The organism is Fodinibius sp. GM108 (genome assembly GCF_058386985.1).
The window spans coordinates 176154-190776 of sequence record NZ_JBYEIR010000006.1 but is presented as its reverse complement, the minus strand read 5'-3'; the positions used below and the strand labels follow the sequence as shown (position 1 = coordinate 190776).

The 14623-nt window shown below is 43.2% G+C and carries 11 protein-coding genes; 4 read left to right on the top strand and 7 right to left on the bottom strand.

The window, feature by feature from the left end:
* Window positions 1-15: 15 nt before the first annotated feature.
* The 4 genes from ACT3ID_RS12695 to ACT3ID_RS12680 form a co-directional block, all read right to left on the bottom strand.
* On the bottom strand, window positions 16-1068 hold the full coding sequence (locus tag ACT3ID_RS12695) for a methyltransferase (RefSeq protein WP_491542419.1): 1053 nt from the start codon (window positions 1066-1068) through the stop codon (window positions 16-18).
* Window positions 1069-1115: 47 nt separating this feature from the next.
* Window positions 1116-2519, bottom strand: coding sequence for a hypothetical protein (locus ACT3ID_RS12690; protein ID WP_491542418.1), 1404 nt, complete (start codon window positions 2517-2519; stop codon window positions 1116-1118).
* Window positions 2520-2675: 156 nt separating this feature from the next.
* Window positions 2676-3713 carry a methyltransferase gene (locus tag ACT3ID_RS12685; RefSeq protein ID WP_491542417.1) on the bottom strand — a complete coding sequence of 346 codons (1038 nt, stop codon included), beginning with the start codon at window positions 3711-3713 and terminating at the stop codon, window positions 2676-2678.
* Between the two features lie 104 nt (window positions 3714-3817).
* Window positions 3818-4390, bottom strand: coding sequence for a hypothetical protein (locus tag ACT3ID_RS12680; RefSeq protein WP_491542416.1), 573 nt, complete (start codon window positions 4388-4390; stop codon window positions 3818-3820).
* Window positions 4391-4787: 397 nt separating this feature from the next.
* On the opposite strand from ACT3ID_RS12680, the gene ACT3ID_RS12675 reads away from it, so the two are divergent.
* From ACT3ID_RS12675 to mtnA, 3 genes are all read left to right on the top strand, one after another.
* Entirely contained in the window at window positions 4788-7574 is a 2787-nt protein-coding gene (locus tag ACT3ID_RS12675; protein ID WP_491542415.1) for a tetratricopeptide repeat protein, read from the top strand.
* A gap of 398 nt (window positions 7575-7972) precedes the next feature.
* A complete protein-coding gene (gene ggt / locus ACT3ID_RS12670) occupies window positions 7973-9673 on the top strand; it encodes a gamma-glutamyltransferase (RefSeq protein ID WP_491542414.1) in 1701 nt (566 codons plus the stop codon).
* 132 nt (window positions 9674-9805) lie between these two features.
* Window positions 9806-10864 carry an S-methyl-5-thioribose-1-phosphate isomerase gene (mtnA, locus tag ACT3ID_RS12665; protein WP_491542413.1) on the top strand — a complete coding sequence of 353 codons (1059 nt, stop codon included), beginning with the start codon at window positions 9806-9808 and terminating at the stop codon, window positions 10862-10864.
* Window positions 10865-11204: 340 nt separating this feature from the next.
* Here the strand turns inward: mtnA and ytxJ are convergent, their stop codons facing one another.
* The 3 genes from ytxJ to ACT3ID_RS12650 all read right to left on the bottom strand — a co-directional run bounded on the left by ytxJ (window position 11205) and on the right by ACT3ID_RS12650 (window position 13428).
* Complete coding sequence (gene ytxJ / locus ACT3ID_RS12660; protein WP_491542412.1) at window positions 11205-11597, bottom strand: bacillithiol system redox-active protein YtxJ; 393 nt, start codon at window positions 11595-11597, stop codon at window positions 11205-11207.
* Between the two features lie 76 nt (window positions 11598-11673).
* Window positions 11674-12750: a 6-phosphofructokinase gene (locus ACT3ID_RS12655; protein WP_491542411.1), complete on the bottom strand. Its 1077-nt coding sequence runs from the start codon at window positions 12748-12750 to the stop codon at window positions 11674-11676.
* 6 nt (window positions 12751-12756) lie between these two features.
* Window positions 12757-13428: an L-threonylcarbamoyladenylate synthase gene (locus tag ACT3ID_RS12650; RefSeq protein WP_491542410.1), complete on the bottom strand. Its 672-nt coding sequence runs from the start codon at window positions 13426-13428 to the stop codon at window positions 12757-12759.
* Between the two features lie 219 nt (window positions 13429-13647).
* Here ACT3ID_RS12650 and ACT3ID_RS12645 point away from each other — a divergent pair, with 219 nt between their 5' ends.
* Window positions 13648-14355, top strand: coding sequence for a metal-dependent hydrolase (locus ACT3ID_RS12645; protein ID WP_491542409.1), 708 nt, complete (start codon window positions 13648-13650; stop codon window positions 14353-14355).
* Window positions 14356-14623: the final 268 nt, after the last annotated feature.

Here is a 14623-nt window from a genome sequence, read left to right as displayed (position 1 = left end):
AAGATCAAAAGTGATCTATTTATAGGCCACAGCCGCGCTCGATGGTCCGGCCAACGGGATAAGCTCAGAAGAAGAATATCCCACATCGTTACACCACTCTTTAAATTCATTAAAGGTGAAATCAAATCCCTCCCTGGTCTCGATCAACATATTAAGAGACATGGTTAACCCAAATACATTTTTGGATCGGTCGTTATCGATAATATTTTCAATCACGATACAGGCACCGCCTTCAGGCAGACTATTATATGCCTTTTCAAGCAGGATTACTTTCTCTTCAAGCCCCCAATCATGTAAAATATTACCCATTGTAATAATGTCAGCCTCGGGTAACTCTTCTTCCCAGAAATCGCCGGCTATAGCTTCAACACGATCTTCCATTTCCCACTGCTTAATTTTTTCTTCAGCGATGGATGTTACTTTGGGCAGATCATACGTAATACATTTCATATGATCATGTTTACTGGCGACCTGTAAACTTAATTCTCCATCGGCTCCTCCCATATCGCAGAGCGTCTTATATTGGGAAAAGTCGAACTTATTAACCAACGCTTTAAAATTACCCATTTGAATACCGGCCATTGCCCGCGTCATTTGCCGTAATCGGTCTTCATCCTCATAAAGTATTTCAAAAAAGTCGGTTTCCTTGTGTTTTATTTCATTTTGGGGATTTCCTGTTTTTAAAGCCTCTTCGAGATCATCCCAAAAAGGATACAGACGATCATTTGCCATCTCCAGAATTCCACCTATATAACCTCTTTTATTTTGGTCCAGAAATCGATCTGAATCCGGAGAATTGCTATAAATTGCATTTTCTTTAATTCCTTCACGCTCCAGAAATCCCAAAGCAACAAGAGCATCCAGCCAGTCATAAAGTCCCCGGCCGTCCAGATCAAGTTCTTTACGTATCTGTTCTGCCGACAGTGAATTCTGAGAAAGCTTCGTAAAAAGCCCGAATTTAACTGCTGCCAGCAACACTTTGGAGCTCCAAAATCCAAAACCTACTTTCATGATATTTTTAGGCGTTATCTGCTTCTGTTCTTTCTGATCTTTTACTTTAGTATCCATAATCATCTCTCCTAATTTTGAATTGTAGTTATCGTGTTAAAGATATCTTAAGTATGCCATTGTTCCATATGGTAACGATGTGTGTCACTTAAGCTTTCCGACCGATAATGCTCATTGTAAAATCCCTCATCTACATGCCCGGCCTGGAATCCCATCAGGGTGTGAAACGGCGGATAGGTGGCCGGGAAGCGGCCATAGCGATCCCAAATATATTCGAGACACGAAACGGTGGCCGAAACTGCTTTTTCACTTATTTCAGGGACCTCGGAACTGACTTGATCTGGTTCCTGCCAACCGGCGTTTGCTTTACGATGTTCAAACACTCCCCGTTCACCGCCGCCGTAAACACCTCCTGACCTGTACTTATCGTCGACCACTGCCTGAACCGCATCTTCCATTGAGGAATAATAAGGTGGGGCGTAGGATTTTAGCAATACCTTGCCATCTTTTTCAAGCCCCACCGGATAGGACATATTTGGATTTTTTCCGGTCAATTTGAGCATTGTTGACGCAGGAAAAGGAACTGCCATGAATTCTGTGAGCGGCATAGATTGCATCCTAAAACCCAAAGCATCGAGCCATGATTCTTCATGTGCCGCATAAGCAGGAAATCCTGACAACCCCATAGCCTGACATGCAAGTCCGAGGTTCTGAAGAATCATGCCCTGTTCCACTGCCATTATCTCACCTCCTATTCTCTCAAACAAAGCAATTGGCATAGCTTTGCCGTTCTTGGGATCGTCATCAAGATGGCCACCATTGCTCTTTGCGAACTCCTTCAGGCCTGCCGGCAAATACATCCTGCGCTCGTCGAGTACAAAAAACTCGTTTCTCTCACTTAGAAATTCCAACATTGCGTTGATAGCTGCGTAGGTCAAGCTACTTACCGGCAGAAAGAAGGTGGTCCCTTCTGCATAAAGCGACCACCGGTTGCCGGCGATATTGAATGGTGATTCTGTAGGAGGAGCAATCCGCTCGTCAGCAATTTTAACACGCATCTTGCGCCAGGCCTTGACAAACTGCTCAGCTTGTGTCAGCTCTATAACATCTGCCAACACTTCCGGATCCAGATCCTGAGGTCTGCGTGCCAACCACGTTGTATTATCATCAATAACAAATACCGAAGCAGTATGAACGGCGTCGCCGCTGCTGACTGTTCGTCCCACAGAACGAGCCATCATGGTGCCACCGGCACCTTCAGCGTACGACCAGTCCGCCAATGAAGCTCCGGTGATTCCACAGGCAGCGAATGCCAGTATAGCCTGCTCTTCCTCCGTTAGCGGATATGGTTCTTGTTTGCTGCTGTACTTCGTAGGGCCGGACTCAATTTCCATTCCCCGGGAGAATCGTCGTGAGCGCCGTTTGAGCAAAGCCTCCAGTAATCCGTAGTCCTTCATTTTTTTATGTCCGCTGAAGCCATTGGATGATTGAGTAGAATTGTTAGATTTCATAGGGTATTATTTTCATTGTTATCCTCGGTTATCCGTTCTATCAATTACTTCATTTCTCATAATTGACCGGCCACATTGCCAATTCAGGATGAATGTCTCATTTTAAATATTCCTGCTTTCAATCTATTTGTCTTCATATTTTTCACACTGCTATTTTTACGCCGGTACAGCTTCTATTATGCTAACCGGTGAATCTGTCGGGATCACCTGCTCCAGATTAAAGCCAGCCTTGTTCAGGAGCTTATCATATTCTACCTTGGTTCGTTCTTTGCCGCCGGTCAACGCAAGCATCACCATATCGAGTTCATAACCCGGATGAGATGATCCATTTTCCGGAAGCACCATCTCTACAATCAGTAAACGGCTTGAGGAAGGCATAGCCTCACGGCAGTTCTGGAGAACTGAGAGACATCGGTCTCTTGGCCAGTCATGAAGAATGTGCGAAAGAATATAGGCATCTCCCCCCTCGGGGACTTCTTCAAAGAAATCTCCCTCCCTAAATGTAATTTTATCAGCTACACCCCTTTTTTTTAACAGTTCCGATGCTTGCTCAATAACCCGGGGAAGTTCGAATAAAGTACTATTGAGCCCCGGATAATTTTCATAAATCGTAGCAAGCATGTTGCCGGTGCCACCCCCGACATCCACCACTGTCTCGAAATTGGAGAAGTCGTACGCTTCGGCCACAGCCGGTGGTTCCGCACCATGAAAGCCGATCATTGCATTATTGAAATGAGTATTCATCTCCGGATGGTTGTCAATATATTCAAAAAAAGACATGCCAAACGCTTTCTCGAAACCGGGTTCTCCGTCCTCTAGTGTTTCAGGAAGTTTGAAAAATGCATTCCAGAATACCTCACCGGCCACTGTCAGAATGGTGGAACGCGCCTTACCCGGTGCACCGGTCTGAAGTGCTTCCCCCAATGGTGTAAGAGAAAAGCTCCGGTTATTCTCCATAGACAGAATACCGAAGTGTGCTAACGCCCGCATCAATCGGTGCAACGATGATGCATCGGTATCAGTCTGTTTGGCTAACTCCTCGGCTCTTTTCGGGCCCTCCGACAGATAGTCTGCCAATCCGATTTCAGCTGCAGAATATAACACGCGTGACTGTAAAAAGGCAGAACTCATCTGAATTAGTTTAACATGCGGTGGTAATATTTCTTCGGTCTGCTGACTTTCATTCTTAGCCATATCATTCACCTGTTAATTTTTTTGAGCTTCTATTTCGTCAGTAGTCGCAAAAGCCATCAAATCTCTGCGGGCAGAATCTTCTTAATTAGAGATATTATTATGTATCAGTTTCCGGATCCAACTCTTGGATTAGTTGGATGGAAGATACCTTCTGGATTGGGATACCAGATCCATGCGTGAAGCGTCCAGGCATGTATTTCATGTTCATGATGCCAGATTTTACCGTCTACACCGGGAAATTTTCCGTCAAGGTCAGATTGATCTTCAACTAAACTTTCGGGGATGAGATATTCTACCGCCACCAGTCGGCGCTTACTGTCATCGGCCGGATTGTCAACATACACGAGCGCCTCGGGCTGGGTCGGTATAACTTCCGTATCCATCAGGCTCTCTTTTAAGTAGTGATATCCCATTCCCGGTACGAACGGACTGACTTGCTCGTAGCCCGCTTCTTCAGCTTGGGTAACATCATGATATCGAGCTGTCGCTCTGCGGACTTGTGCTAATGTGGCACGCAGGTCGGAACCCAAATTTGGCTGCACTACATCTCCATCAGAATGACTCTCGATAGTTTTGATCTCACTGTTGTCTGGGCCGGGAACAGGATTATCAGAATCACAAGTAATCAAAAAAAATGTCGTCAAAAAAAGAACCGATATTTGAAGTAGTCGTAGCATAATGAGATAGCTTTGTGTTAGTATTTTATTCTTGTGAATGTATCTACATAGCATACTGCGTAATAGCTCAGAAAGTGAGGACAATTCTTTAAGATATTGAATAATAAAGTAGTATCATCTGTTTAACTCCTGAAACGAAAGGATGTGATTATTTTTATTTTTCACGACTCAAACCTTACACCATTTGATCATAGATTATACACTGCTGCACAATGCATATAATGAATTTCAGCCACAGGCAGAACTCTGCATATTCGGTGCTTTTACCCATAGATGCATAAAGACACGACCGCAAGCCCAAAAAGTGTATGATTTCTTCGATTGCTTTTTGTTAATTGGTATTTAAAGCGTTTTGCAGGCATTAAGGGGTCAGTATAATCATCACCAAGGGAACGATATGGATCAACAAAAGTGGGAAAAAATCAATGGTATCGTAGATGCTGCACTAAAATGTAAAGCAGAAAAACGTTCAACTTTTATCCAACAAAAATGCAGAGGAGATCGGGAACTTCTGCACCAGGTAACAACATTGCTTGAAGCAATTGAACAGTCCGAAACTAAAGACTTTCTGGAAGGTTTCGATAGCCTGGGGGAGTATCTGGCCAGCAATACATCCGATGGAACAAAGAACACTTATACCTCTTCCCTGATTGGTGAAACTATCGGCAAATATGAAATTACGGAATTGATAGGCTATGGAGGTATGGGATCAGTCTTTATGGCCAAACGGGCAGATGGGACTTATAACAAAACGGTTGCTCTCAAGATAATGCGGCGCGGAATGGACACTCCTTCCAATAATGCTCGCTTCAGACGTGAACGTGATATTCTGGCTCGACTCAACCACCCCAATATTGCTCGTCTGATAGATGGGGGCGTCACTACTGACGGTCTGCCGTACTTTGTTATGGAGTATGTTCAAGGGACTCCATTCATTGAATACTGTAATCAGAATCAACTTTCTGTAGAAGAAAGACTCAACCTATTCAAAATTGTATGCACGGCGGTTCGGCATGCTCACCGCAACGCCATTATTCATCGTGATTTAAAACCCTCCAATATCTATGTGACCGATGACGGAGCCGTAAAAATACTCGATTTTGGTATCGCCAAGCTAGCAGAATCAAACAATTCTGATATCACTTTTTTTCAAACCCGTACGGGTGCCCGAATTCTGACTCTTGGCTATGCAGCTCCGGAACAGTTCAAAGATGAAGCTATTACCACAGCGACGGATAGTTATACACTGGGTACCCTTCTTTATAAATTATTGGCAGGTGTTCACCCTTTTGATATAGCGGGTAAAAGTTTTGCGGCCACAGAAGAAATCATCTGCAATCATACACCTCTTCGACTATCAGAACAGTTTGCAAAACTCTCTAAACCAGAGAAAGCAGAAATTGCTGAACAACGGGGTACGGTTCCTTCTAGTTTAACTCAACAACTGAAAGGGGATCTTGACGCTATTGTTTTGAAGGCGCTTCGCAAAGAGCCGGAAGCACGTTATCAGTCCGTCGAACAAATGCTGGAAGATCTCACCCGGTATGAACAATCCCGGCCGTTGATAGCCCAAAAGGATACCTTTCGTTACAGGTTCAAAAAATTTGTCAGTAGAAACTATCGTTCTGTAATAGCTGCAACATTGATTTTAACTGCTGTTTTGGGATTTGGAAGTTATCATATCAATCAGGTTACAGAAGAGCGAAATATTGCTGAAAGAGAGACACAAAAAGCAGAGACTGTTAAAAACTTTTTAGTTAACATTTTCGGATCCTCGAATCCCGGCTCAACGAACTTTGAAGGCAGAGATGTATCTGCCAAAGAACTATTGCTGAATGGCAAAGACAAACTCGATCAGGAACTACACGGACAACCCGATGTTTACACCGAAATATTAATAGCCATTGGTGATGCATTAGGGAATATTGATGCTTTTGAAGAAGCTGAAAAAAGTTACAGACAGGCACTGTCAAAAGCCTCTGAATCTTCTGTCCCTCTTGAGAATAAAGTCAAAATTCATGTAAAACTTGGTCATTTGATACTGACCTGGAAAAGAAATGAACACGCTCGTCCGCTAGCTCTTAAAGCTCAGTCTCTATTACATGAAATAAATAATCCACCTACTGGCTTAGAGGCGTCTGTATTCGGCTTACTTGGTAAGATTATATCAGTAGCAGACAACTACCAAGAGGGCAACAGATACTTTGAGAAAGCTGATAGTCTATATAAAAGTGCCAGTATGCAAAACAGTGATGATTATATTCAGATGCTTACAGAATATGGCAGGTCACTACTCTACGTCTTTAACTTCAAAAAATCCGAAGAGATACTGATAAAATCCAATAAACTACATCGCCAAAAATATGACAAACCCACCCTTACTATCGCTGAAAATTATAAGTTTATTGCATGGACAAACAGGGAGATGGGACGTTTTAAACGATCAAATAACTTTTTTAAAAAATCAATTGAACTAAAAAAAGAGCTTACCGGACCGGAGAGTATACCTACTGCTAAATCTATGTATCACCTTGCACGAAATCATGCACTTATAGGTAATTTCAGGAAATCTGAAAAACTGGCTCAAAAGGTACTAAGTATTTATCAGGAAAAACTACAATCTCCGAACAATTTTATTCATCAGGCAAAAAATTATATAGCTATAGCCAAGTACAATCAAAATAAGTTGATCGAAGCAAGGAAGTTATTTGAAAATATAATTAGTGAAAGGCGCGAAATGAAAACTAATAATAAAATGTACTTAGCCGGCGTAATGTCCCACTTGGCCATAGTGTTTCAAAAAACAGGGAACTTCCAAGATGCTGTTTCTCTTCTTGAGGAATCGATTCAAATAAATGAAAAGAATCTGGGAACTGAAAGCCGCGGCGTAGCTGTCGATATGGTCAAGTTAGCCACAGTCTATCGCGAAATGGGGAACTACCGACAAGCCGAAGAATATTTTTTGCAAGCTAAATCAATTTTGAAGGAAGAAACACCGGAAAATCACTATCGCAGGGGCGAACTTTATCTTCAATTCGGCAAATTGGAACGGGACACCAATAACTTTCGCAAAGCCCAGGAATGTTTTAACAAAGCTTATAATATTTATCTCGATATTTTTGGAGAGGATAGTAACCGGACCAGAGAAGTGGCGTCTCTTTTAAAAAAAATAGCTCAGGCCTAGCGTATTTTAATCAAAAATAAACCGGATTAGAAGGACCTGATTTAATTTGGCCCTTTTTTCATGCAAATTTCGCATGTACTAGTAAACAAAGGACATTTATCAGGTTTATGGATCAAAAACGCTGGCAAAAAATTGAATCTGTTCTCGATAAGGCCTTGGATATGGACAGTTCAGACCACCAAACGGAAAAATTCATAAGAAGGACTTGTAAGGACGATAAACAGCTTTACAAACAAGTAATGCAGTTATTCATATCGGTAAAGCAAGCTGATGAGAATCAATTTCTGGAGAAGAGTTCACACTCATCTGATTACAAATCGTAAAACAAAATTTATCCCTTCTCATATTTTTCTATATTTGCGGTGTTGAACAAAAAATTCTGACATCTATCCAGAAAAATGAATACCGTATTCCGATCTCTTCTCATAATCCTTTTTGTCTTTTTCAGTCAATTAGAAATAGCAGTAGGTCAAATAGGCTGGTCCAAATCCTATGAAAATGGTATAGTAGTTACAGCCGACAAGCACGCTTCTGAGATTGGCCAACAGATATTAGAACAAGGTGGCAATGCCGTCGACGCCGCCGTAGCTGTACAATTTGCCTTATCAGTTACCCTGCCACGGGCTGGGAATATCGGCGGAGGTGGATTTATGGTGCTACAACTTGAAGACGGTACAAGCAGAACTCTCGACTTCCGTGAAAAAGCTCCGCTTCAGGCAACAAGCGATATGTATGTTCGAGACGGAGAATATGTCTCGGATCTAAGTCGTGAAGGCGGATTGGCTTCCGGTGTCCCCGGTGTTGTCGATGGTATGATTAAAGCCATTGAACGGTATGGCCATCTGCCACTTGAAACAGTTATACAACCCTCTATTGAGCTGGCACGCAAGGGATACAAGCTATCGTGGACACAGGCTAATGATCTAAATAACCGTTCCGATGTACTTAGCAAATATGATGGATCAAAAAAATATTTTGTGAAACAGGATAGTCAGGAATGGAAAGAAGGAGATCTCTTTATTCAGGAAGACTTGGCTCAAACTCTGGAACGAATTGCTAATCGGGGACGTGATGGGTTTTATTCCGGCAAGACGGCCGACCTGATTGTCGAAGAAATGGAAAAACAAGGCGGACTTATCTCATATAAAGACCTGGAACAATATGAAAGCGTTTGGCGTGATCCTGTTACCGCCTCGTTTCGGGGTTACGACCTGAATATTATGCCGCCGCCAAGTAGTGGCAGTATTGCTGTACATCAAATTCTGGATATGCTTAAACCATACGACCTGAAGCAGTTAGGATTCAATTCCGCCAAATACGTCCACCTTGTCACCGAAGCTATGCGCCGGGCCTTTGCAGATCGAGCGCACTTTTTGGGTGATCCCGATTTTGTGGATATCCCCACCGAAAGGTTATTAAGCAACGATTACAACAAGAATCGCATGCAAAGTTTTGATTGGAATCAGGCAACTTCCAGTGAAGAGCTCAGCCACGGCGATATCCCTTCATTCAGTGAATCCACAGAAACAACCCATTTCTCTATTGTCGATGAAGATGGAAATGCCGTTGCTGTAACAACCACACTTAACGGCAGCTTTGGAAGTAAAGTGGCTGTGGATGGGGCCGGATTTTTGCTCAATAACGAAATGGATGACTTTACAGCCCAACCGGGCGAACCCAATATGTTTGGGCTTATTCAGGGTGAGGCAAATGCCGTAGAACCGGAAAAGCGAATGCTCAGCAGTATGTCGCCCACTATTGTATCAAAAGGCGGAGAAGTCCGCATGGTGCTTGGCGCTGCCGGTGGTCCACGCATAATCACGGCTACCTTACAAAGCTTCCTGAATATGAGTGTCTTCGAAATGGATCCACAGCAGGCAACATCGGCCCCGCGTTTTCATCACCAGTGGATGCCGGACGAGCTTTACTACGAAGAATTTGGATTAAGTCCTGACACCCGTGAAAAGCTGGAAGAACTGGGACATGATCTTACCGTCTTCTACGGAGTGGGACGTGCACACAATATTTTTGTAAATGAAGATGGAATCAAATTCGGAGCACCAGATCCGCGTGGAGATGGGGCAACAAAGGGTTATTAAAAAAGGCAGATTAAAGAAACTAAACTTTTATAAATTCTTTGATCACCATAAGTTTTAATCACGTATTTTATAAAAGGTGATGATACCGACATCCCTCTTCAATAACATTTCAAAACAAAGAGGAAACACTTTATGGCCACAGATACTGAAACAGTTGTAGAATCGATTCAATGGCGGGATGATCACGTTCGCATTCTCGATCAAACTTATCTTCCCAAACGTGAGGTTTACAGTGATATTCGTGATGTAGGCCGAATGTGGGAGGCGATAAAAAAATTGCGCATCCGCGGAGCGCCTGCCATCGGCATTGCCGCAGCTTATGGTATGTATTTGGGGATTAAGGATCTGCCCGAAAACGCTTTCGAAAGCTTTTGGGTAGAAGTCGAACGTGTGGCAGAGTATCTCGAAAATGCCCGACCGACGGCCGTGAATCTAAAATGGTCATTGAACCGAATTAAAACCACGATACAAGCACATAAAGACAAAGATATTTCTGAAATTAAAGAAATTGTCCTTAAAACTGCCCGAACCATCCACGATGAGGATAAACGCATTTGCAAGAAGATTGGAGAAAATGGTGCAGAACTGGTAAGTAAAGGTGATAAAATCTTAACTCATTGCAATACAGGAAGCCTGGCTACAGGACAATACGGCACAGCTCTCTCTGTCATTTTTCATGCTCACGAAGCCGGCAACGATATTCAGGTATGGGTTGATGAAACACGTCCCCTGCTGCAGGGAGCGCGCCTTACCTCATGGGAACTGATGAATGCCGACATCCCGATGAGGCTGATCACAGACTCTACCGCCGGTTCTCTAATCAGGCGCGGCGAAGTAGATATGGTGATCGTCGGCACCGATCGTGTTGCAGCAAACGGCGATACCGCCAACAAAATCGGCACCTATCCCCTGGCTGTTATTGCCAATGAAAACGATGTGCCTTTTTATGTAGCAGTCCCACTTTCAACAATAGATATGAAACTCGAAAGCGGTGATGAAATCCCCATCGAAGAACGTGAAGGAGATGAAATCACAAGTTTCAACGGATCACAGGTTGCCCCTAAAAAGGTAGAAACGTATAATCCCGCTTTTGATGTGACGCCCCATAAATATGTGACAGCTTTCATCACTGAGAAAGGTATTATAAAACCGCCTTTTGAGGAGAACTTCAAAGCTCTTTTTGAAGATTGATACCGAAAAGCTAAATAAATTGGGAATGAGATGGAATAGGAACTTAAGAATAGACAAAAATGATGCTGTCATTCCGAGGAGGCCATGATTTTGGACGACGAGGAATCTCAAATGAATTAAAGGAAATTACTTTCTTACAATAAAAACCACTTTTACCATTTGAAACCCCTCTCCCGCAATTTCTCCGGATCGGAATGACAGTATTAGAAGAAACTGATGTTGCTTCGTCTTATCTCATCCGGAAGCTCTGCTCCCAGTTAACCCCAGCCAAATTCCAATGCGGAGCGCCCTTGGCTCTTTCAGATGACTACGTCCGAGATTAACCTAAATTTGAGGCAGTTTATAAGCCATTCCACACATCAAGAATTTCATCACCGTCTATACTGCCGTGAGAGCCGTGCCAAACAGCTTCTCTATTACTGATTAGTATGGCTTGTGGAGATTCGTGGCGAACGTCCAGCTCCGAGGCGATGTGATTTGACGCTTCGCGTTTTTTTACCACATTCACAAAATGCATATCAGCATACTCGAGGATATCTGCAGCGGCTTGTTCCAGATTTCCTTTGGCTACAAAACAGACGCTGCAGCGGTGGCTGTGTTTATAAACCAGCTGTGGTTTGTTTTCAGATTTCTTCAGAATATCATCAACCTGTGCTGTTTCGTTGATAGTATTCCATATTTCATCAGTGTCTGATCCGGAAAAAGAATTCTTTACGGCGTCGAATAAACCCATAAAAGATATTAGAGCTAAAATTGTTACAGATTGAAATCATGCCCATAAACAAAGGGGAGACTCTATATCATTCCGTTTAATCTCCGAGGCAAATGCCTATGTCGCGAGCTGTCTGTACGGTATCACTTTCCAGGGCTACCGATTTCATTTTGCCCGCAATGCTGGTTATAGGAATTCGCGTCAGTTTATTATCCTGGAGCACAACCAATTTATTATAATCCCGCTCCTGAATGCATCGGATCGCTGCAGCACCGAATCGTAATGAGATCAGGCGATCATAAGTAGAAGGTGATCCGCCGCGTTGCAGATGCCCCAGCACCACAGTCCGGGATTCTTTACCCGTCCGCTCACTGAGCTCTTCGGCGACCCTGTCGGCTATTCCTCCCAGCTTTTCCTGCTGCCCCACCGCTTTACCTTTTGTGACCACTTCGCCATCCTTTTCAATAGCGCCTTCGGCCACCACAATCATCGTATAGTGAAGACCGCGTGCTTCCCGCTCCTTAATCTTTTCTTCGATGGAATCATAAGAAAACGGTATCTCGGGGATCAACACCACATCAGCTGAGGATGCAATACCCGCATACAAAGCAATCCATCCGGCATAACGTCCCATAACCTCTACCACCATCAATCGGTGATGTGACTCGGCCGTAGTTGTAATCCGGTCGATAGCTCCGGTGGCAATATCGATAGCCGTATCAAAACCGAGCGTTACATCACAGCCGTAAATATCATTGTCAATGGTTTTGGGTACGCCAACAATATTAAGACCCTTTTTAATGAGCTTGCTGGCGATATTCATCGATCCGTCACCGCCAATGGCTACCAAAGCATCAATGCCATATTCATCAAATGTCTCCACGAGACGGTCCGACACATCCTTGGTATCCCAGGTCCCATCTTCTTTTTTATAAGGCATTTCAAAGGGATTGCCGCGATTGGCAGTTCCTAAAATAGTTCCGCCCTGCAGCGTTATTCCCTGCACAGCCTTCGCATCTAACTTCACGAAAGGTTCATCCGTATAAATAGAACCATATCCATTCTTAACGCCATAAACTTCCCATCCTCTCTTTAACGCCGCCAATGTTGCAGCTCGGATAGCCGCATTAAGTCCCGGAGCATCACCGCCCCCCGTATTAATTGCTATTTTCATAAATTATTAAATGTTTTCTTCCAGTGGCTCTCGTTGGGTTCGAAACACTTCTTCTACCCGATCAATTCCAAGTCCGCGCCGCAACACTTTTGTGTTGTCATCAGTCATGTCCAGAATCGTGGTCTCTCTGGCAGGCAGATCTTGTTGATTATCGATCGTTACATCCACAAGTTTTTCAAACTCGCGAAGAAATGGTTCCCGCTCAAACTCTTTCAGGTCCTCACCATCGATCCCCGGCTTTTTGGCTGTAATTGCCAGCATAGGATGACCCAACTCACGCACCAACCCTTCAGCAATAGGATAGTCGGGCACCCGAAATCCTACGGTTTTTTTCTTTGGATGGATTAGCAGCTTGGGTACTTCTTTGGTTGCAGGTAAAATAAATGTATAGGGACCGGGAATAAGCCGCTTGATCAGTTTAAAATTATAGTCAGAAATATGAGCAAACTTTGCAATTCCCGACAGAGAATCGCAGAGAATAGTCAAGTGATCGTCTTTCCCCAATTCACGGATTTCCCGGATACGCTTAATACCTTTTTTATTTTTGTAATCACAGCCGATAGCATACTGGCTATCGGTCGGAAACAGCACAACTGCTCCCTCTCTGATTTTGTCAGATACTTCAAAAAGTCGTTTAACATGTGGCGTTTCGGGGTGCAGTTTGATTCGTTCTGCCATGAATAAGACCTCAGTTTTTTTAATGTTAATACGAACTGGATAAGCAGTTAAAGTGCAGGGAATGATACCTTTTAGAATGTTGTGATAATAAACTAAATGAAGTGGTTTTTCTTATCATTATTTTCTTCTAATTATCTGCACTTGATTGTTATTAATAACACATTGATTTCGGATAATCAATACAATTTAAAACAAACCCAGAACTAAATTATTACAATTATGGAAACATCAGTTCAAGCTCAGTGGTTAGGGCATTCAGCATTTAAATTAACAACTCCAAACGGTAACTCAATATTAGTTGATCCTTTTTTATCGCAAAATCCCACAACACCCGAAGAATATAAAGAGCAAACCGATGTAGATTATATTTTGCTCACTCATGGACATGCCGACCATGTGGGTGATACGCTCGATATTGCCGAGCAAACAGGATGTACAGTAGCAACCATGGTTGAGCTTTCTCGGCTACTGGTGAGTAAGCACGATCTTAATGAAGATCAGGCTGTTGAATTTAACAAAGGAGGCACCGTTGAATTTGATGATTTCTCCGTAACAATGGTTTCTGCTAACCACAGTTCATCCTTCCAAAGCGATTACGCAGGCGAACCGGCAGGACTAATTATCTCTTTTGATGATGATATTACTTTTTATCATTTAGGTGATACAAATATCTTTTATGATCTTGAACTCTATGGTGAACTTTATGAGCCGGATGTTATTGCTGTGCCTATAGGCGGACACTACACAATGAGTCCAAAAGAAGCAGCTATGGCCTGCGATTTGATTCAAGCCAGCTACGCTGTCCCCATTCACTACAGCACAATGCCGGTTATGGTGGATGATCCTGAAGAGTTCAAAGAGCTTACTGAAGAATCTACAGATACTGAAGTTTGGATTCCCGAAGCCGGCGAAGATTTTTTGGCATAATTCACAAATTTCCAAACTCAGCAGTAGGGGCACGGTGCGCTGTGCCCCTGCGCTATTTATCGCCTTCTGTTTATCATGCTTTTCGCCGGCTGACAGTTCAGCACATCCTGCTAAATTTTTCTGTCATGTGATAGAACACCCATTCCGTTACTTCCTGCCGCAAAATTCTGCATAGGACCTGCTTTATGAACCACTAAAGGATCACTACGCCCGAAAGTAGCTTGGCTATGTAGGGCTAATACTGCATGATGATTATTATTGATACCGC